This window comes from Lacrimispora sphenoides (genome assembly GCF_900105215.1).
In the GTDB taxonomy this organism is placed as follows: Bacteria; Bacillota; Clostridia; order Lachnospirales; family Lachnospiraceae; genus Lacrimispora; species Lacrimispora sphenoides_A.
Genome location: NZ_FOIP01000001.1, coordinates 129,310 through 149,302, shown reverse-complemented (window position 1 = coordinate 149,302; position 19,993 = coordinate 129,310). Strand labels below are relative to the sequence as shown.

Here is a 19,993-nt window from a genome sequence, read left to right as displayed (position 1 = left end):
TTAAGTTGGGAAGAATACTACTAATTATAAAAAATGTACAAAAATAAAATGTGTATTGACAAATAGTTGTACAATATGATATAGTCAACCTGTCACAAATTACAGGATTTTTTAGTATCAGTAAGGAACTTATATATGCTCATAATTGGTTGAGCGTCTCTACCAACTACCGTAATAGTTGCCTATAAGTTTCCACGCCATAATAAGTCCGGCTTTTTTGCCGTATATTTATGATGTGCGTGTGAACAATGGAAATAGCGGTAGTTTTTTATTGCGTATAATTTTCAGAATGAATGGAACGCCGCAATTATGGCTGCCGTATTTTTAATTTTTCTGGTACGGAATAGGAGGTTCTATGACTGGTGGTAAAAATTTTGTTTTAAAAGGGAACGTTTGTTACAGTGAAGATGTCCACTCGTTAAAGACGGTGGTGCAGGGGTACCTGGTTTGTCAGGATGGGAAGTCAGCAGGAGTTTACAAAGAGCTTCCGGTGCAGTTTGCGGATTATCCTCTGGAAGACTTTGGAGATATGCTCATTGTACCCGGACTTGTTGATCTTCATATCCATGCGCCTCAGTTTGCCTTTCGCGGTTTGGGAATGGATCTGGAGCTTTTGGATTGGCTGAACACCAATACATTTCCGGAGGAAGCCAAGTATGCCGATCTGGAATATGCAAAAAAGGCATATGGAATATTTGCAGAATCCATGAAAAAAAGTGCTACTACAAGGGCCTGTATCTTTGGAACCATTCACAGGCCGGCCACAGAGCTTTTAATGGACCTGATGGAGGAAACCGGTTTAAAGACCATGATCGGAAAGGTCAATATGGATCGGAATTCGCCGGATTACTTACGGGAACAGGGAGCAGAAGAGTCGGAGCAGGAAACTCTCCTCTGGCTGAAAGAAACCGGATCCAAATATGAGAACGTAAAGCCTATCCTAACACCCCGGTTTATTCCGTCCTGTACCGATGATTTGCTGGAACGGCTGGGAAGGCTGCAGAAGGAGCAAGGACTCCCGGTTCAGTCCCATTTATCGGAAAACCAGGGAGAGGTTGCATGGGTAAAAGAACTTTGCCCGGCTTCAGAATTTTACGGAGATGCTTATGATCAGTTCGGCCTGTTCGGAGAAAACGGGAAAACCGTTATGGCTCATTGTGTTTCTTCTTCCGAAGAGGAAATTGAATTAATAAAAGAGCGTGGGGTTTATATCGCTCATTGCCCTCAGTCTAATACCAACTTATCATCAGGGATCGCTCCGGTCAGAACTTATCTGGACCGAAAGCTTAATGTTGGGCTTGGAACTGACGTGGCAGGAGGAAGCGGGGAATCCATTTTCCGCGCTATGGCAGATGCTATTCAGGTGTCAAAGCTTAGATGGAGGCTAAAAGATGAAAGCTTAAAGCCACTTACCGTGGAAGAAGCATTTTATTTAGGAACCTTAGGCGGAGGCTCTTTCTTTGGAAAGGTGGGTAGCTTCCTGGAAGGCTATGAATTTGATGCTTTGATTTTGGATGACAGCGGTTTGCCTCATCCTCAGGAACTTAACTTAAGGGAGAGACTGGAACGGTTCATCTATCTGTCCGATGACAGGCATATAAAGGGGAAATATACGGGGGGAAATAGAATTTTTTAGCTTTATTAATTTAAAAAGAACTGCATGGGGCAGATCTTAATACAGCAAAGAAAATATTCTAACTATCAAGGAGGTAAAGTATGGAAACACAAAAAAGCGGGGGATTCTTAGAACGGGTATTTCACTTATCTGAGAATCATACAGATGCAAGGACCGAAATCGTAGCCGGTATTACCACATTTATGACCATGGCTTATATTTTGGCAGTCAACCCAAGCATCTTAAGTGCCGCGGGAATGGACAGTGGAGCTGTATTTACGGCTACTGCACTTGGATCACTGTTTGCCACCCTTTTAATGGCAGGACTTGCAAATTATCCTTTTGTACTGGCACCAGGTATGGGACTTAATGCATATTTCGCATATACCGTAGTCCTTAACATGGGCTATACCTGGCAGATCGCATTGACCGCCGTATTCGTCGAAGGTATTATTTTCATCATTCTTTCTCTGACGAATGTGCGAGAGGCAATTTTTAATGCAATTCCTATGAATTTAAAGCATGCCGTATCCGTTGGTATCGGTTTGTTTATCGCATTCATCGGACTGCAGAATGCAAAGATTGTTGTAGATGGCGCAACTCTCGTTACCATGTATTCTTTCAAGGGCGCCCTTGCGGATGGTTCCTTTACTACCGTTGGTATTACAGTATTATTAGCAATTATCGGCATTTTGGTTACAGCCGTTCTGGTAGTAAAAAATGTAAAAGGCAATATATTGTGGGGAATTATTATTACATGGATTCTGGGTATGATCTGCCAGGCTGTCGGTTTGTACACACCGAATCCGGAGCTGGGAATGTTCAGTGTATTCCCTGATTTTTCAGGCGGTTTTGGAATTCCGGATATGTCCCCAACCTTTTTCAAACTTGATTTTACCAAAATCATTTCTCTTGATTTCCTTGTAGTAATGTTTGCATTCTTGTTTGTAGACGTATTTGATACTCTGGGAACCTTAATCGGTGTGGCCTCCAAAGCAGATATGCTGGATAAAGATGGAAAACTTCCACAGATCAAGGGTGCATTATTGGCAGATGCCATTGGAACGACCGCAGGCGCATTATGCGGTACCTCTACTATCACTACCTTTGTAGAAAGTGCTGCCGGTGTTGCAGAAGGCGGCAGAACCGGATTAACTGCAGTGGTTTCAGCCCTCCTGTTTGGCTTGTCCCTGTTCTTATCCCCGATTTTCTTAGCCATTCCGTCCTTTGCTACGGCTCCGGCTCTTGTAGTGGTGGGATTCCTGATGCTGACTTCCGTCACAAAGGTTGATTTTGTTGATTTTACAGAGGCAATTCCATGCTATATCGCAATTATTGCTATGCCTTTTATGTACAGCATTTCCGAGGGAATCTCCCTGGGAGTTATCTCTTATGTCGTTATTAATGTGATAACAGGCAAAGCAAAAGAAAAGAAAATCAGTACCCTTATGTATGTTTTAGCGGTATTATTTGTGCTGAAATATATATTAATATAAAAAAAAATTAACCAATAAAGCAGTCTGATTAAAATCAGAATAACCGGTCAACAGACACAGGGACTGGCGGCGACATCACTTTGATAAGCATTTTACGCTTTGAAAAAGTCTCGTCTCCGTCAGTCCTTTTCATAAGGGAAAGACCGGGAAGCTGCTTACTATCAGAATTAAAAATAGGAGGAGTAACTATGATAATCGGAAAAAGTGTTACCCGTGTCGACGCGCTTGATAAGGTCACGGGAAGATCCAAGTACACCGATGATCTTTGTGAGAGAAATGCTTTGATAGCTAAGATTTATCACTCAACCAAAGCCAATGGGGTTGTAACCTCCATTGATACCTCAGAAGCAGAAAAAATACCGGGAGTGGTCAAGGTAGTGACTTGTTTCGATGTACCTAAGATCTATTTCCCAACAGCAGGCCATCCATGGTCAACAGATCCTAGTCACCAGGATGTGGCGGACCGGCTTCTTTTAACGGACCGGGTTCGTTTTTGCGGCGATGACGTGGCAGCAGTAATCGCAGAAAATGAAATAGCTGCAAAGCAGGCAATCGCGGCTTTAAAGGTGGAATACGAGGAATATCCCTTTGTTCTTGACGTCCAAGAGGCTATGGCAGATGGAGCTCCCTGTCTTCATGAGAAATACCCGGGTAACGTATTGGGACATTCCAGCATCAGAAGAGGGAATCTGGAAGAGGCCATTAAAGAACCGGGGCTGACCAAAATTGACCAGTGGTATGACACTCCCGTTGTTCAGCACTGCCATATTGAAAACCATATTTGTTTTGCCAGTATGGAAAACGGAAAAATAACGGTAGTATCTTCTACCCAGATTCCTCATATCGTCCGTAGAGTAGTGGGGCAGGCCCTTGGTATCCCATGGGGAAGCGTCCGCATCATCAAACCTTATATAGGAGGCGGTTTTGGAAATAAGCAGGATGCGTTGTATGAGCCTCTTTGCGCCTATCTTTCAAAGGTCGTGGGAGGACGGCTGGTCAAGCTTGATGTAACCCGGGAGGAAACATTTGTAAGCAATCGTACAAGACACGCGATCCGCAGCCATATCATCAGCTGGGTGCGCCCTGACGGTACATTTGCCGCACGTAAACTGGAGTGCTTTTCCAATCAGGGAGCCTATGCTTCTCACGGACATGGAATTGCAGCAAAGGGCATGAATGCCTTCCCACAGTTATATCCCTGCGAAAATATAGAATGCGATGCATATACAGTATTCACCAATATGCCTGTGGCAGGCGCCATGCGTGGCTACGGAATCCCTCAGGCTATGTTCCCAGTAGAAAGCCAGACCCCGATGACATTGCTTTGGCTATCGGCATGGATCCGGTGGAATTCCGCCGTAAAAATCTGATGCCCGTAGGCTATGTGGATGGTTTTTCTAAAAACGAAAACTTCTATGACACCTTTAACCAATGTTTGGAAAAGGGAAAGGCATATATAGATTTTGACCGGAAAAGGAAGGAATACGAAAACCAGACCGGTCCCGTACGCAAGGGTGTTGGCTGCTCAGTATTCTGGTATAACACGGCGGTATGGCCTATCAGTCTGGAATCCGCTTCCTGCCGTATGGTTCTCAATCAGGATGGATCGGTACAGGTGCAGCTGGCGGAGACGGAGATCGGTCAGGGTGCTGATACGGCATTTGCCCAGATGACAGCAGCTTCCCTGGGAATTCCTTTTGAAATGGTTCACGTAATTTCTTGCCAGGATACGGATATCACTCCCTTTGGTACCGGTTCCTATGCCTCAAGGCAGACCTATGTAGGAGGCTTTGCCATAAAGCAGACGGCGCTCTTATTAAAAGAGCGGATATTAAAATATGCTTATGAGCTGACCCGGATGCCGTCCTTTAACCTGGATATCAGAGATGGAAAGATCGTGCGGACCACAGATGGAAGAGAACTTATGACCTTGGGTGAACTATCCACGGAGGCTCTTTATAGCCTGTCTCACAGCGAGCATTTGACCTCTGAGAGTACTTATCAGATAAAATCCAATGCCTATTCCTTTGGATGCTGCTTTGCCGAGGTAGAAGTGGATATTCCCATGTGTAAAGTGAAACTGGTTGATATCATCAATGTCCATGACTGCGGCCAGCTGATCAACCCGGCCCTTGCTGAGGCTCAGGTCCATGGAGGAATGAGTATGGGAATCGGCTATGCCCTTTCAGAACAGCTTCTTATTGACGCAAAAACTGGAAAAACTTTAAATGACAATCTGCTGGATTATAAATTGTCTACTACCATGGACCACCCTCATCTGGAGGCCCAGTTCGTGGAAAATTATGAACCTACCAGTGCATTTGGAACAAAGTCTCTGGGTGAACCTCCGGCCTGTCCGGTGGCTCCGGCAATCCGTAATGCCATTTTAAATGCAACAGGCGTGAGCATGTACCAGATACCAATGACATCCCAGGCTTTATTTAAACGGTTCAAGGAAGAGGAACTTTTCTGAACTGTAACAACTTGATAGCAAGGAGGAATGCTCTATGTATGATATGAAAGCATTATATGAAGCAAATACCGTAGAAGAGGCGGTAAAGCTGCGTACGGAACATCCGGAAGCACAGATCATAGCTGGCGGCAGCGATGTTTTAATACAGATGCGAGAAGGAAAACGTGCCGGTAAGGAATTGATCAGTATTTATATGATCGATGAAATGAGAGGCGTGAAACTTGACGAGGAAGAGGCCATACGCATAGGCTCTCTCACCAGTTTTTCCCATATTACGAAGGATCCGATCATCCAGGAATACATCAACGTTCTTGGAGAAGCAGTAGATATGGTTGGTGGTCCCCAGATAAGAAACATTGCAACAATCGGAGGAAACACCTGCAACGGTGTTACATCAGCGGATTCGGCATCTACGCTTTTTGCATGGGATGCAGTGATCGAGCTGACCGGCCCGGTAGGCATTCGTCGGATCCCTATCAGCGATTTCTATATTAAAGCGGGAACCGTGGATATTAGAGAGGGAGAACTTCAGACGGCGGTGATCATACCAAAGAATAGCTATGAAGGATATAAGGGCCATTATATCAAATACGCCAACAGAAACGCCATGGATATTGCCACCACAGGATGTTCCGTAAATGTCAAGCTGTCAGAGGATAAAAAGACAGTAGAAGACATCAGGATCGCTTTTGGAGTAGCAGGTCCGATTCCCATGCGCACGAAAAGCGCAGAACGACTGGCAAAGGGACAGCCGGTATCGAAAGAACTGGCAGAAGCCTTCGGAAAAGAAATTCTTGAAGATATCAATCCTCGTGATAGCTGGCGGGCCTCAAAGGATTTCCGTAAGCACATCGCCGTGGAAATGGCAACCCGTTGTTTCATAGAGTCAGTGAAACTTTCAGGAGGTGAGATCTAATGCCGGCACAATATAAATTAGTAAAATGTACCATCAATGGAAAATACACAGAAACAATGGTGGATGTACGGGCTTCCCTTACCGATATGCTGAGGGATGATTACCGCCTGACTTCCGTAAAAAAAGGCTGTGAGGTAGGGGAATGCGGAGCCTGTAACGTGATCATAGATCATGAATGCTTCAATTCCTGCATCTATCTGGCTGTTTGGGCAGATGGAAAAAGTATCACAACCCTGGAAAGCCTTATGGGTCCAAATGGAGAGCTTTCCGACATCCAGCAGGCATTTATCGACGAGGCAGCGGTCCAGTGCGGATTCTGCACGCCGGGATTTATCATGTCAGCGGTAGAAATTTTAGAAAGCGGAAAAGAGTATACCAGAGATGAGCTTAGAAAACTGATGTCCGGCCATTTATGCCGGTGCACGGGCTATGAGAATATCCTGAATGCGGTAGAGAAAACCATGCTCCGCAGATTAGGAAAATTACCATCCTAAATGCAGCTAAAAAGGAACAGTTGAAAAGGAGCAAGGCCAAAGCAACAGAAACGTTGCCGTAGCCTTGCTCCTTTCTTCATTCAATTAAGAAACATAATCCCCAGGTTTAAGTACCCGGTAAATGTGATCCAAAGTAAATAAGGAACTTGCAAAACTGCTGCATCCGGATTGACAGTCCAGAAGGCAGATATCATTTTTACAACAGAGTACCAAAGGAAAAGGAGAATCAAAAATGCCAGCAGATAGTTTTTTAAGTTAAAAAACACCAGGCTCCGGAGAAAGTTCAACAGCAGTTGGATTCCATATAGCCGGAGAGCCTCTCCCTTTCTGTGAGACGGCGAGGAGACGGCAAGATAGGAGCCGAACCCCATGAGGATATATAATGCAGTCCATATGATCGGAAGGAGCCATATTGGGGGAGAAAGGGCAGGGTGATTTAAGGTTTTATATATGGACAAGCCGTTTCTCGTCAAAAATGCTGTCAAAGCCCCAACTCCTAAGGGAATAGCGGTAAAAGCGGATAATTTTATCTGATTTTTATCCATATGGCTTCACCTGTCTATGATTTGTTACTATCTTATTCAGCTGGAGGGTGGAATATCCATATGCCGTCTGAATTCCCTGGGGGTTATCCCGAATTTTTCCTTGAAGATCCGGTTAAAATAGGACAGATTGTTAAACCCCGTATCCCCTGCAATGGTTAGTACCGAATCCTCAGAGGATAAGAGCAGCCTGGAGGCCATGGTCAAACGGTAATCATTCAAGTAAGCGGTAAAAGGCATTCCCATCGTGTTCTTAAAAAATCTCATAAAATGAGACTGGCTCATGCCGCAGGCGTCGGATACTTCTTCTATGGAAAGCGGCCTGTTGTAATGCTGTTCCAAATATTTAAGGATCTGCCTGGTCCGCTCCAGCTCTTTTTTGGGGCGGGGAGGAGAGGAAGATGCTGCTTCATTGCTCCAGAAAAGAAAAAACAGTTCCAATAATTTCCCTTTGATTAACAGCTCATAGCCCTCAGGGAATGTCTCACGGACCTGATCGATCTGGTCTAAGCAATAAGCGATTCCACTGTAAAAGGGAATGTCTTTTGTCATGTGCACCGGAAGATTTTTCTGTCCACGGCTGATGGGGGAGAGATAGGATTCCCAGCAGACATCCGGATGCCTGGAGCGCAGCAGATTTAAGTCAAAGATGATATTCTCATACTCCATGGATTCCTGCTTCCACTTTTCAATGGTATGAAGCTTACCAGGGCTGACGACGATGATGTCACCCCCATGGACCTCATAGGGAACAAAATCCACCGATACCAGTCCGGTCCCTTTCTTAATGTAGATGAATTCCATCTCATCGTGCCAGTGCAGTGGAACCTTGCTAAAATCCAGGGGTATGGTGCAGGGGTAAGTCAGGTAAGGAAAACCGGAAGGGTCCTGTTCCCGCTTTTCCTGATAGTTTTCGTACTGTATGATATTCATAAAACACCTGTTTTTCGTAAAAGTTAAGTGGTTGATGATAGTATTGTATCATAATATGCCAGAATGCTGCAAGATAAACACTGCCTGGGATACTATAATACAAGAGTAGTGGTATAGAATGCAAAAAAGGAGTGGATTTTATGAATCTTGAGCAACGGATTATTGAAATATACGGTAAAGCGGTAAATCAGTGTTCTAATAAGGAGATATATTCTGCATTGCTGAAAATCGTCCAGGAGGAAGCGGAAAAAAGACGGCAGGAGGAAGGAAAGAAAAAGGTATATTATATATCTGCGGAATTCTTAATCGGAAAACTTCTTTCCAATAATCTGATCAACCTTGGAATGTATGAGGAGGTCCGTCAGGTTCTTATGAAAAATGGCAAAAATATTTGCGAGATCGAGGAAATGGAGCCAGAGCCTTCTCTTGGAAACGGCGGACTGGGACGTCTTGCCGCTTGTTTTCTGGATTCTATGGCAACCCTTGGCCTAAACGGAGACGGCATTGGTCTTAATTATCATTTTGGTTTATTTAAGCAAAGCTTTGAGGACCATCTTCAGGTGGAGGATCCCAATCCCTGGATAGAGCAGAATGGCTGGCTTACCCGGACAGAAGTCAGTTATCCAGTGACCTTTGGAGGGCTGAGCGTTCGTTCCAGAATGTATAATATAGGAGTGACTGGCTATCAGGGACGGACTAACCAACTTCATCTGTTTGACCTAGAAACCATTGATGAGGAGATCATACAAGATGGAATTTCCTTTGATAAAGAGAACATTAAAAAGAATTTGACCCTGTTCCTCTACCCGGATGACAGTGACGAGGCCGGAAGGAAGCTTCGCATTTACCAGCAGTATTTTATGGTCAGCAGCGCTGCCCAGTATATTCTTGATGAGTGTGCCAAAAAGGGCTGCAAACTTTATGATTTACCAGATTATGCGGTGATCCAGATCAATGATACCCACCCCTCCATGGTGATCCCGGAACTGGTACGTCTTTTAACCCTGCGAGGGATTTCCTTTGAAGAGGCAGCGGAGATTGTCAGCAGGACCTGTGCTTACACCAATCATACCATTCTTGCAGAAGCCCTTGAAAAGTGGCCTATGGAATATTTAGAGGAGGCTGTGCCCCAACTGGTGCCTGTCATAAAGAAGCTGGATAAACAAGCCCGCGACGTTCATCAGGATCCTTCTGTAGCGATCATTGATGAAAAGGATCTGGTGCACATGGCCCATATGGATATCCATTATGGCTTCAGCGTCAATGGAGTGGCGTACCTTCATACAGAGATTCTGAAAAAAAGTGAATTGAAGAAATTTTATGATATTTATCCAGAGAAATTTTCCAATAAAACAAACGGGATCACCTTCCGCAGGTGGCTTCTCCATTGCAATCCTTTGCTTACACAGCTGATTACCTCCAGAATCGGAGAGGGGTATAAGAAAAACGCCATGGAGCTAGAAAAGCTGGCTGCATTTGATGATGAAGCAACCTTAAAAGCAATCCTGGATATTAAAAAGCAGAATAAGACAGCGTTAAAGGAATATCTTATGTCAACCCAGGGTGTGGATATCAATGAAAACTCCATTTATGATATTCAGGTCAAGCGCCTCCATGAATATAAGAGGCAGCAGATGAATGCCCTTTATGTGATTCACAAGTATCTGGAGATAAAAAAAGGAAACTTACCGTCCACCCCGGTCACCGTGATTTTCGGTGCCAAGGCAGCCCCTGCCTATGTGATTGCAAAGGATATCATTCACTTGATCCTGTGTCTCCAGGAGCTGATAAACAATGATCCCCAGGTAAGCCCCTACTTGAAGGTGGTGATGGTGGAAAACTATAATGTATCCAAAGCAGAAAAGCTGATTCCTGCCTGTGATATCTCTCAGCAGATTTCCCTGGCATCCAAGGAGGCCAGCGGGACCGGAAACATGAAGTTCATGTTAAACGGGGCAGTGACTCTTGGAACGATGGATGGTGCCAATGTGGAGATCGCAGAGCTGGTGGGAAAGGACAATATTTATATATTCGGAGAATCCAGTGAAACGGTGATTCAGCATTATGAAAAAGCGGATTATGTGTCTAAGGAATATTACGAAACGGATGGGGAGATCCGGGAAGCTCTGGACTTTATGGTAGGAGCGGAGATGACTGCTATCGGCCATAAGGAGAGCTTAAAAAGGCTCTATGATGAGATATTAAAGAAAGACTGGTTCATGACCCTGTTAGATTACAAAGCTTATTCGGCTGCCAGGGAAAGAATTTATAAGGATTATGAGGATTCTTTTGTATGGGCGAAAAAGATGTTAATTAATATCAGTAAGGCAGGGTATTTCTCTTCGGACAGGACCATTCTTGAGTATAACCGGGATATTTGGAAGCTGTAAAATAATAAATGCCCTTCCGCTGAAAGCTTTGGCTTAAAGCGGAAGGGCATTTTGTTAAAGTTTTTTTTAATTACGCATCCTGCATAGCAGCTTTTGCCATCTCTTTATCTTCTTTACTCATTGGGAAGCAAAGGCTTGCGCAGATTGATACGATACAGCACACGGCAGCCGGTGCACTTGTTAATGGCGCAATGGCTTCTAATAAAGGCTGAATGAACGCTGGGAAGGTTTCCACGGCCAGACTCATGGAGGTAAGTCCAATACCAAATGACAGTGTAATACCGATAATGGTTACGTTTCTCTCGGAGAAACCTGCCTTGGCAATCATCTTAATACCATTTAATGTAATCATGGCAAACACAGAAATAATAGCGCCGCCCAAAACTGCATCCGGGATGGTTTGGAAAAGAGCTGCCAATTTCGGAATGAGTCCGCACAAAGCCAAAAATATAGCTCCTACGGCAACGCACCATTTGTTCACGATTCTTGTCATGGAGATAATGCCCGCATTCTGTCCAAACGCGGTGTTTGGCAGTGCGTTAAATACAGCAGCTAACATGGATCCACCCGCATCTGCAAGGATGGCACCGGCTGTTTCTTCGGAGGTAGGTTCCCTGTCAAACGCTGCAATGGTGATACCGCCGGTGTTACCGATGGTTTCCAGTCCGGAAATAACATAAAACAGGGCAAAGTTTAAGATACCAGCTAAGGAGAATTTGAGGCCGAAATAAAACGGCACTGGTACGGAAACGACTTTAGCAGCTGTAATCGGCGCAAAATTCACCATACCTAAAGCAATAGACACCACATATCCGATAGCCAGTCCAAAAAGTAAAGCGGAATTCTTCACAATACCTTTGCCATACTTTTGGAGCAATAACACAAGGACAAACACAAAGAACGCCATGCCTACATTTTTCATCGAACCAAACACGCCTGTAAATTGATATTTAGCCGGATTCTCGTTATATGCCGCCAAATTAGCTGCCGCGCCTGAACCGCCGTTAAAGTAACGTGCTCCCGCGCTTAATAAGTTTAATCCAATGGCAATAAGCGTTGTTCCAACCACGATCGGTGAAAACAGATTGGCAAGTCTCTTATAGAAGAACCCCATAAATACTTCAACAAGACCACCAACAAGTGAACAGCCAAGAACCAGCGCGTATATATCACGTGGATCGGTCAGCCCCATGGAAGGTGCAATTTGAGTGGCAACTATGGCAGCCACGGAAACAAATGCAAAGGATGTACCCATGACTATGGGTAGATTCGCTCCTATGCGGTAGCTCTTCCCGAGCTTGAGCGGATACAGCTGAAATAAGGTGGTTATACCGGATACAATCATTGCGGAAGATAACATAACGGTCTTATCCGCTGGCTCTAACCCACAGATACTGGCAATGATAAGTATGGGAGCTAAGTTGCCCGTAAACATGGCCAGTATGTGCTGCAAACCTAGTGGGAATGCAGTTTTAAAACTTGGTCTGCCTTCCAGTTGATAGATCAGTTCTTTGTCGTTTTGCTTATTCAAAGATAGTCCCTCTCTTTACTATAGATTTTCAAAGTCTTATAGGGGACTGTTTAGAAGTAATTTGACAGTCCCCAGTCCCCCTTACAAAACCCCTTTTGTAATGACTAATCATGTCTTCTATGATAGTCGACGACTTTGAATCTTGGTATTTTACCTAATGTAAATATTCTATTATAATAAAAAAATTCATAATTTTACTTATGAATGTGAGTTCCGGTCTTCTCTAAGATTCCATCTTTTGCTTTCTCAAGCAAGGTAATGAGCGCTTTACGCCCTTCCTTGGAATCTGCAAATTTCACGGCAGCCTGAACCTTTGGCAGCATGGAGCCAGGAGCGAAGTGTCCTTCTCCAATATACTTGCGGGCATCGTCTGTTGTGATATCGTCCAACCATTTCTCTTCCGGTTTACCGAAGTTTATTGCTACTTTCTCAACTGCTGTGAGGATGATTAAGAAGTCTGCATCCAGTTCCTCTGCCAGCAATTCACTTGCAAAATCTTTGTCAATAACTGCGCTTGCGCCTTTTAAATGATTTCCCTGAAGGGTAACGGGAATGCCGCCGCCGCAGGCAATAACCAGCTGTCCTGCTTCCACAAGGGAGCGGATTGCGCCGATTTCAATAATTTCTGAAGGGCTTGGAGAAGCTACCACACGACGGTATCCACGTCCGGCATCTTCTTTTGTGATGTATCCGTACTTTTCCTCAGCCAGTTTCGCTTCTTCTGCAGTCATAAAGTGACCGATTGGCTTGCTGGGAGAGTTGAAAGCAGGATCGTTTTCATCCACACGAACCTGTGTGATCATGGTGGTTACAGGAATGTTACTGATGTTCCTGTTTACCAGCTCTTCTCTTAAAGCATTCTGTAAGTCATAGCCGATATAGGCCTGGCTCATGGCTACACAGACGGAAAGAGGAGTGTTTGGCTGTTTGGGATCTTCCCGTGTTAAAGCGCTCATTGCGTTGTTAATCATACCCACCTGTGGGCCGTTGCCGTGAACCACCACTACTTCACAGCCTTCTTCGATCAAATCAACGATTGCTTTTGACGTGATCTTTACTGCAGCCATCTGCTCTGATAAAGTATTACCTAAAGCATTGCCGCCTAACGCAATAACAATTCTTTTCTTCTTTTCCATTTAGTTATCCTCTTAGTTAAGAATTATTTAAAAGGCACACCCGTATCCATTGGTAGGCTGCAGGTGCGCCTAATATTCTTAAATATGGGGCAGCTGCCCCGATGTGAAATTATTCGAAAATTCTTGGTGTTTTGCCAGATTCCAGCTTCTTTAAGATTTCCTGTGGATTCTCAAATTTGCTTAAGAAGATCATAGCTGCGATTACATATGGCTTGTAGCTTGCTTCTTTGTATAATGGATCGCGGTAACGATCGAATACGGAAGCTACAACTTCACCGTCCTTGCAGCTTACATCGTTGATGTCAGCTGGTAAGCAGTGCATGTAAAGAGCCTTGCCATCTTTTGTGGTCTTCATAAGCTCTTCTGTACAGCACCAGTCTTTGTGGCTAGCGTTCTGAGCCAGTAATTCTTTCTCAAGAGCCTTGATGCCGTCTGTATCGCCTTCACCATAAAGGTTGGTTCTCTTTTCCATAGCTGCGAATGGAGCCCAGCTCTTTGGATATACAACGTCAGCATCCTTGAATGCGTCAGCCATATCGTTGGATACACGGAAGGTACCGCCGGATTTCTCAGCGTTCTTCTTTGCAACTTCAACAACTTCAGGCATAACTTCATAGCCTTCCGGATGAGCTAAAACAACTTCCATACCCATACGTGTCATTAAGCCGATGATTCCCTGAGGAACGGATAATGGCTTTCCGTAGGAAGGAGAGTAAGCCCATGTCATAGCCAGCTTTTTGCCCTTTAAGTTCTCGATGCCGCCCATCTCATGGATAATGTGAAGCATATCAGCCATACTCTGAGTTGGATGGTCAATGTCGCACTGTAAGTTTACTAAGGTTGGTCTCTGCTCTAAGATGCCGTCTTTATTACCCTGGGTAACAGCGTCCATAAATTCATGCATATAGGTATTTCCTTTGCCGATATACATATCATCGCGGATACCGATAACATCTGCCATGAAGGAAACCATGTTAGCTGTTTCACGAACGGTCTCGCCGTGAGCTACCTGAGATTTGCCCTCGTCTAAATCCTGAACTTCCAGACCAAGTAAGTTACATGCGGAAGCGAAGGAGAAACGGGTACGTGTAGAGTTGTCGCGGAATAAAGAAATTCCAAGGCCGCTCTCGAATACTTTTGTGGAAATGTTGTTTTCTCTCATAAAGCGGAGAGCATCAGCAACGGTCCAGACAGCTTCCAGCTCGTCGTCGCTCTTTTCCCATGTTAAGAAGAAGTCATTCTCATACATCTCCTTAAAGTTTAAGGAATTCAGTTTGTCAATGTAATCCTGTAAGGTTTTCATATTGTAGTTAGCCTCCTGAATATTATCTTGTTTTATTGTTATCTATCCTTCATGCAGTCTGCCAGGCATTGATTGGGGAAGGAATGATCGGCAGATTGCAAAAATGATTGTTAGGAGTGGCGGCAGGCCCAAAAGGCCTGCTGCCAGAATTATGGTAAAATAGTTGATAATGGCTTGGTTAAATTATTTGCAATAAGCGGTTGGAAGTGCTGCATATACAGCTGCACAGGTAACCAGATCCTGTTTCCAGGTCTTCTCGTTAGGAGCATGAGCCTGAGCTTCTGCACCAGGTCCAAAGCCGATGCATGGGATTCCGTTACGGCCCATGATGGAAACGCCGTTTGTAGAGAAGGTCCACTTGTCGGTAAGAGGACGGGCAGTTCTCATAGCAACAGTTTCTTCTGCACCGATTCTTGCATCACCGTAAAGGTTCTTGTAAGCATCTTCCAGTGCCTTGGTAACATCATGATCCTCTGGAATAACCCAGGTTGGGAAGTAGCACTCGATCGGATAAGTAAGTCCAGTATAGGAAGGACGGGCATATTCGTACATGGTAACAGTAACGTCATTGCCGTATTTCTTAACGTTTGGAAGATTGCGGATCTCTTCCAGACAGCTTTCCCATGTTTCGCCTGCAGTCATACGACGGTCTAAGGATACGGAACAGGAGTCAGCAACTGCACAACGGCTTGGGGAGGTGAAGAAGATCTCGGAAGCAGTAACAGTACCGCGGCCTAAGAAGTTTGCTTCTTTCCACTCTTTGTTGTACTTCTCGTCAAGCATCTTTACAAGGCCTTTGATTTCCTTGTCATCAGCAGCATCGTTCTCGTTAAGAGAGCGAACGTTCTGAAGAATATCAGCCATCTTGTAGATTGCGTTGTCACCGCGCTCTGGTGCGGAACCATGGCAGGAGATACCCTTTACGTCAATACGGATTTCCATACGGCCTCTCTGTCCGCGGTAGATACCGCCGTCAGTTGGCTCTGTGGAAACAACGAATTCCGGACGAACCTTGCCTTCGTTGATGATATACTGCCAGCAAAGACCGTCACAGTCTTCTTCCTGAACAGTACCGGTAACTAAAACGGTGTATTTGTCATTTAAAAGACCTAAGTCCTTCATGATTTTTGCACCGTAAACAGCAGATACGATACCACCGCACTGATCGGATACGCCGCGGCCGCCGATTTCTGTATCATTCTCGTAGCCTTCGTATGGATCAAATGTCCAGTTGCTCTTGTTTCCTATACCAACGGTATCAATGTGAGCGTCAAAACCGATTAAAGTCTTGCCGGTTCCCATATAACCTAATACGTTGCCCATGCCGTCGATTTCTACTTTGTCGAAATCCAGCTTCCGCATTTCTTCTGCGATGCGGTCGATGTGAGCCTTTTCATCACAGCTCTCGCCTGGGAATTTAACGATTTCCCGTAAGAATTTTGTCATGTCGGCTTCATAATTTTTTGCTGCTTCTTTGATTTTGTTGTAATCCATGTTTTTGTCCTCCATATTTATAATTTATTTAAGAAGTTCGATTCGCCTTTTGCTCATCGAACGGCTAATTTTCTAAGTTCAGTCCGCACTGCGTTTGCCTTCACTAAGAAAATTATGCCTAACGTTCTTTTCCGTCCCAGACAATTGCTTTATAACGCTCTGGATCGGTGTCACCCTCAGTAGAGAAGAGGAGAACTTTTGAATCCTTATTAAGTCCTAAATGCTCTTTTAACTCCTTGTATTCATCAAGAAGCATGATGCAGGCAAGAACTCCGAAAGGAGCAGCGCCTGATTCGCCGGAAGTTACCGGTGCATCGCCTTTGATAGGAGCGGCAAGCATTCTCATGCCCTGGGCAGCTACCCAGTCAGGAGCAGATACAAAGGTATCTACGTGATTCTTTAAAATATCCCAGGAAATCGTGTTTGGCTCTCCGCAGGCAAGGCCGGCCATAATGGTCTGCATATCGCCGTCTACGATGCGGATATCTCCGTCGCCGGCTTTTGCACCCTTATAGAGGCAGTCAGCCACATCAGCTTCCACAACAACTACCTTAGGAGGATTCTCTGGATAGCGGTTTGCAAAATATCCCTGAACAGCTCCTGCAAGAGAACCTACACCAGCCTGAACAAATACATGGGTCGGTCTGTCGCAGCCGTTTTCCTCAAGCTGCTCATTCGCTTCCAGTGCCATGGTTCCGTAGCCCTGCATGATCCAGGCAGGAATCTCTTCGTAACCATCCCAGGCAGTATCCTGTACCACAACGCCGTTCTTTGTTTTAGAAGCAGCATCTGCAGCCATGCGGACACATTCGTCATAGTTGACTTCTTCAATGGTAACAGTAGCGCCTTCTGCTTTAATATTGTTGAAACGGGTGATCGTGGAGCCCTTTGGCATATAAACTACGGATTTCTGGCCTAACCGGTTTGCAGCCCATGCAACACCACGTCCGTGATTACCGTCGGTAGCGGTGAAGAAGGTTGCCTGGCCAAACTCTTCTCTTAATGCGTCAGATGTGAGGACGCTGTAGGGAAGATCGGAAACATCTTTTCCAGTCTGCTTTGCAATGTACTTTGCAATAGCAAAGGATCCGCCTAATACCTTAAATGCATTTAAGCCGAACCGGTAAGATTCGTCTTTCATGTAAATCTGGCCAAGGCCTAAAAAATCTGCCATGTGATCCAGCTTTACAAGAGGAGTCTTACTGTACTGAGGAAAGCTTTCGTGGAAAACTCTTGCCTTCTTGATTTCATCAGTAGCCATAACCGGTAAATTTTTATCATCGGTCTTTGGCATTGTGTTTACAACCCATTGGATTGGTTTCATGATTTTTCATTCTCCTTTTTTCTACATTAATATATTACTTTTCTTTATTTGTATCCATATAACTGTATAAAGTGAATTTGGATATGCCAAAATAATTGGAAACCTTGTCGCCCGATCTAGTAATAAGGAAAGCACCGGCATCATTTAAATACTGGATTGCCGCAACTTTGTCATCTTTGCTCATAAGAGCGACCGGTTTGCCAACCAAGGCAACAGACTGTTCGATCAGTGCGTCAAGTAAATCATTCACATTATGGGTGATTCTTTTTGGCTGCTTCTCATCGTCTCCTGTTTCCGAGGTGGAGAGAAGAGATTTTAAGGAATTGTCTATGGTAAGAAGTCCTGTGATATCATAATTAAGAGCCAGAATGTAATCAATGGTATTATTTTTGCCTCTTATATACATGGTGCTGGATTTTAGGATCCTGCCGTCATCGGTTCTTGTTAAATAGGATAAGCGGTCTTTTAAAAGATCCGGGTTCTTTTTTAATGTTTCAAGAACGATTTCAGAGGGACCATCCCCCAGCTTTCTGTTGCTTACCTGGCCGTTCTCAATATAGACAATGGAACTCTCTATATCTTCTTTCCTAATGTCGTGGATAACTACCTCACAGTTGTTACCAAAATGAGTAGCAATTCCACTAGCGATTTGCGTTAACAGTTCAAGCTTTGTATCCATCGTTTGCCCTCCCCTCATCGGAACATCTTATACACTCATCATAGCATAAAAAATTAAAATTACAAGTGGTTTTCTAAAAATTTTTTAGGTTCGCTAAAATTTTTTTGTTTTTTCACTTGCATTTCTTTATATGAAATGATACACTGTACCTAGTGAGGGATTTATGGTGTAATCTGTATAGAAAATGTCGAATTATAGGAGTGAGTATAAGCAGATTGCAAAAATTGAGTACAGGCATAGGATCGGTTCTTATGTGAGGTTTGTACAGTTGAATATTTTAAGGTTTAACCTAAATTATGATTAAAAAATGGAAAAAAGGAGATGGAAACATGCTGATTATCGGTAATGGAAGAATGATTACAAGAGACCCCGGGAATCCGTTTTTTGAGAACGGTGCAGTTGCAATGGAGGGGAACGTGATCCGCAAAGTTGGAACCACAGAAGATATGAAGAAAGCATACCCGGATGCGGAGTACATCGACGCAAAGGGCGGAGTTATCATGCCAGCCTTTATTAATGCCCACGAACATATTTACAGCTCTTTTGCCCGAGGCTTAAGCATCAATGGATATGATCCTCACGGATTCTTAGAGATCCTTGACGGAATGTGGTGGACCATTGACCGCAACCTCACTTTAGAAGAAACACGGTTAAGCGCCATGGCGACTTACATCGATTCCATTAAGAACGGTGTGACGACAACCTTTGACCATCACGCAAGCTTCGGCCATATTACAGATTCTCTGTTTAAGATCGAAGAGGCTGCAAAAGAGACCGGTGTCCGTTCCTGTCTGTGCTATGAGGTTTCTGACAGAGACGGCAAAGAGAAGGCAAAAGAAGCAGTTCTTGAGAACGAAGCATTTATTAAGCACGCTTTGGCAGATGACAGTGACATGATTGCAGGAATGATGGGTATGCATGCCCAGTTCACCATTTCTGATGAGACCATGGAGCTTGCAGCTTCCCACAAGCCTGAAGGTGTTGGTTATCACATCCATGTGGCAGAGGGGATCGAAGATCTTCATGACTGCTTAAAGAAATACGGCAAACGAATCGTAGACCGTCTCATGGACTGCAATATCCTGGGAGAAAAGACCCTACTTGGACACTGCATCTATATCAATCCTCATGAGATGCAGCTGATTAAGGATACGGATACCATGGTAGTTCACAATCCGGAATCCAACATGGGCAATGCATGCGGATGCCCGCCAACCATGGAACTGGTTCACAGAGGAATCTTAACAGGTCTTGGAACTGATGGTTATACTCACGACATGACAGAATCCTATAAAGTGGCCAATGTTCTGCACAAGCATCATTTATGCGATCCCAATGCAGCATGGGGCGAAGTTCCGAAGATGCTGTTTGAAGGAAATGCAAAGATTGCAGGACGTTACTTTAAGAAGCCATTGGGCGTATTAAAAGAGGGCGCGGCAGCAGACGTGATCGTTACCGACTATATTCCGTTAACACCAATGAATGGGGATAACTGCAACAGCCATATCCTTTTCGGAATGACAGGACGCAGCGTGGTAACCACAGTAGGCAACGGAAAAGTGCTGATGAAGGATCGTATCCTTACAGCCATTGATGAAGAAAAGGTGATGGCAGACTGCAGACAGGCAGCAGCTGAACTTGCAAACCGAATAAATTCCAGATAATAT

Annotated in this window: 14 protein-coding genes, 1 pseudogene and 1 riboswitch; of the genes and pseudogenes, 7 read left to right on the top strand and 8 right to left on the bottom strand. The window is 44.5% G+C overall.

The features are described from left to right. Positions 1–109 precede the first annotated feature (109 nt). Positions 110–205: riboswitch (purine riboswitch) on the top strand. 150 nt (positions 206–355) lie between these two features. The 5 genes and pseudogenes from BMW45_RS00700 to xdhC all read left to right on the top strand — a co-directional run bounded on the left by BMW45_RS00700 (position 356) and on the right by xdhC (position 6,994). Further along, positions 356–1,636: an amidohydrolase family protein gene (locus BMW45_RS00700; protein WP_092240119.1), complete on the top strand. Its 1,281-nt coding sequence runs from the start codon at positions 356–358 to the stop codon at positions 1,634–1,636. An 80-nt stretch (positions 1,637–1,716) separates the two neighbouring features. Continuing rightward, positions 1,717–3,111, top strand: a complete 1,395-nt coding sequence (locus BMW45_RS00695; protein WP_092240118.1) for an NCS2 family permease — start codon at positions 1,717–1,719, stop codon at positions 3,109–3,111. 188 nt (positions 3,112–3,299) lie between these two features. Beyond that, positions 3,300–5,584, top strand: a pseudogene (gene xdhA / locus BMW45_RS28910) (xanthine dehydrogenase subunit XdhA). A 34-nt stretch (positions 5,585–5,618) separates the two neighbouring features. After that, positions 5,619–6,500, top strand: a complete 882-nt coding sequence (gene xdhB, locus BMW45_RS00685) for a xanthine dehydrogenase subunit XdhB (RefSeq protein WP_092240117.1) — start codon at positions 5,619–5,621, stop codon at positions 6,498–6,500. Beyond that, positions 6,500–6,994, top strand: a complete 495-nt coding sequence (xdhC, locus tag BMW45_RS00680) for a xanthine dehydrogenase subunit XdhC (RefSeq protein WP_092240116.1) — start codon at positions 6,500–6,502, stop codon at positions 6,992–6,994. Before xdhB ends, xdhC begins: the two co-directional genes overlap by 1 nt. A gap of 80 nt (positions 6,995–7,074) precedes the next feature. Here xdhC and BMW45_RS00675 read toward each other — a convergent pair whose 3' ends face one another. Together BMW45_RS00675 and BMW45_RS00670 are read right to left on the bottom strand one after the other, a co-directional pair. After that, entirely contained in the window at positions 7,075–7,539 is a 465-nt protein-coding gene (locus tag BMW45_RS00675) for a TspO/MBR family protein (protein ID WP_092240115.1), read from the bottom strand. A gap of 36 nt (positions 7,540–7,575) precedes the next feature. Further along, positions 7,576–8,469, bottom strand: a complete 894-nt coding sequence (locus BMW45_RS00670) for an AraC family transcriptional regulator (RefSeq protein ID WP_092240114.1) — start codon at positions 8,467–8,469, stop codon at positions 7,576–7,578. Positions 8,470–8,609: 140 nt separating this feature from the next. Between BMW45_RS00670 and BMW45_RS00665 the strand changes: the two genes are divergently transcribed. Next, positions 8,610–10,859, top strand: coding sequence for a glycogen/starch/alpha-glucan phosphorylase (locus BMW45_RS00665; protein ID WP_092240113.1), 2,250 nt, complete (start codon positions 8,610–8,612; stop codon positions 10,857–10,859). Between the two features lie 70 nt (positions 10,860–10,929). Here BMW45_RS00665 and BMW45_RS00660 read toward each other — a convergent pair whose 3' ends face one another. The 6 genes from BMW45_RS00660 to BMW45_RS00635 form a co-directional block, all read right to left on the bottom strand. Next, positions 10,930–12,390, bottom strand: a complete 1,461-nt coding sequence (locus tag BMW45_RS00660; protein ID WP_092240112.1) for a uracil-xanthine permease family protein — start codon at positions 12,388–12,390, stop codon at positions 10,930–10,932. A gap of 194 nt (positions 12,391–12,584) precedes the next feature. Then, positions 12,585–13,526, bottom strand: a complete 942-nt coding sequence (gene arcC, locus BMW45_RS00655) for a carbamate kinase (RefSeq protein ID WP_092240111.1) — start codon at positions 13,524–13,526, stop codon at positions 12,585–12,587. A 109-nt stretch (positions 13,527–13,635) separates the two neighbouring features. Then, complete coding sequence (gene ygeW / locus BMW45_RS00650) at positions 13,636–14,829, bottom strand: knotted carbamoyltransferase YgeW (protein WP_025231746.1); 1,194 nt, start codon at positions 14,827–14,829, stop codon at positions 13,636–13,638. Between the two features lie 183 nt (positions 14,830–15,012). Continuing rightward, a complete protein-coding gene (locus BMW45_RS00645) occupies positions 15,013–16,323 on the bottom strand; it encodes a YgeY family selenium metabolism-linked hydrolase (protein WP_092240110.1) in 1,311 nt (436 codons plus the stop codon). A 118-nt stretch (positions 16,324–16,441) separates the two neighbouring features. Next, positions 16,442–17,647, bottom strand: a complete 1,206-nt coding sequence (dpaL, locus tag BMW45_RS00640; protein ID WP_092240109.1) for a diaminopropionate ammonia-lyase — start codon at positions 17,645–17,647, stop codon at positions 16,442–16,444. Positions 17,648–17,681: 34 nt separating this feature from the next. Continuing rightward, entirely contained in the window at positions 17,682–18,326 is a 645-nt protein-coding gene (locus BMW45_RS00635) for a helix-turn-helix transcriptional regulator (protein ID WP_029701504.1), read from the bottom strand. Between the two features lie 329 nt (positions 18,327–18,655). Here BMW45_RS00635 and ssnA point away from each other — a divergent pair, with 329 nt between their 5' ends. After that, a complete protein-coding gene (gene ssnA, locus BMW45_RS00630; protein WP_054791408.1) occupies positions 18,656–19,990 on the top strand; it encodes a putative aminohydrolase SsnA in 1,335 nt (444 codons plus the stop codon). The last annotated feature ends 3 nt before the right edge of the window (positions 19,991–19,993 follow it).

What these genes read in the sequence shown, in the direction of transcription:
- ygeW (WP_025231746.1), bottom strand. Translation starts at nt 14,829, where the DNA reads ATGAAAACCTTACAGGATTACATTGACAAACTGAATTCCTTAAACTTT.
- ssnA (WP_054791408.1), top strand. Translation starts at nt 18,656, where the DNA reads ATGCTGATTATCGGTAATGGAAGAATGATTACAAGAGACCCCGGGAAT.
- arcC (WP_092240111.1), bottom strand. Translation starts at nt 13,526, where the DNA reads ATGGAAAAGAAGAAAAGAATTGTTATTGCGTTAGGCGGCAATGCTTTA.
- BMW45_RS00665 (WP_092240113.1), top strand. Translation starts at nt 8,610, where the DNA reads ATGAATCTTGAGCAACGGATTATTGAAATATACGGTAAAGCGGTAAAT.
- dpaL (WP_092240109.1), bottom strand. Translation starts at nt 17,647, where the DNA reads ATGAAACCAATCCAATGGGTTGTAAACACAATGCCAAAGACCGATGAT.
- BMW45_RS00675 (WP_092240115.1), bottom strand. Translation starts at nt 7,539, where the DNA reads ATGGATAAAAATCAGATAAAATTATCCGCTTTTACCGCTATTCCCTTA.
- BMW45_RS00670 (WP_092240114.1), bottom strand. Translation starts at nt 8,469, where the DNA reads ATGAATATCATACAGTACGAAAACTATCAGGAAAAGCGGGAACAGGAC.
- xdhB (WP_092240117.1), top strand. Translation starts at nt 5,619, where the DNA reads ATGTATGATATGAAAGCATTATATGAAGCAAATACCGTAGAAGAGGCG.
- xdhC (WP_092240116.1), top strand. Translation starts at nt 6,500, where the DNA reads ATGCCGGCACAATATAAATTAGTAAAATGTACCATCAATGGAAAATAC.
- BMW45_RS00635 (WP_029701504.1), bottom strand. Translation starts at nt 18,326, where the DNA reads ATGGATACAAAGCTTGAACTGTTAACGCAAATCGCTAGTGGAATTGCT.
- BMW45_RS00695 (WP_092240118.1), top strand. Translation starts at nt 1,717, where the DNA reads ATGGAAACACAAAAAAGCGGGGGATTCTTAGAACGGGTATTTCACTTA.
- BMW45_RS00645 (WP_092240110.1), bottom strand. Translation starts at nt 16,323, where the DNA reads ATGGATTACAACAAAATCAAAGAAGCAGCAAAAAATTATGAAGCCGAC.
- BMW45_RS00700 (WP_092240119.1), top strand. Translation starts at nt 356, where the DNA reads ATGACTGGTGGTAAAAATTTTGTTTTAAAAGGGAACGTTTGTTACAGT.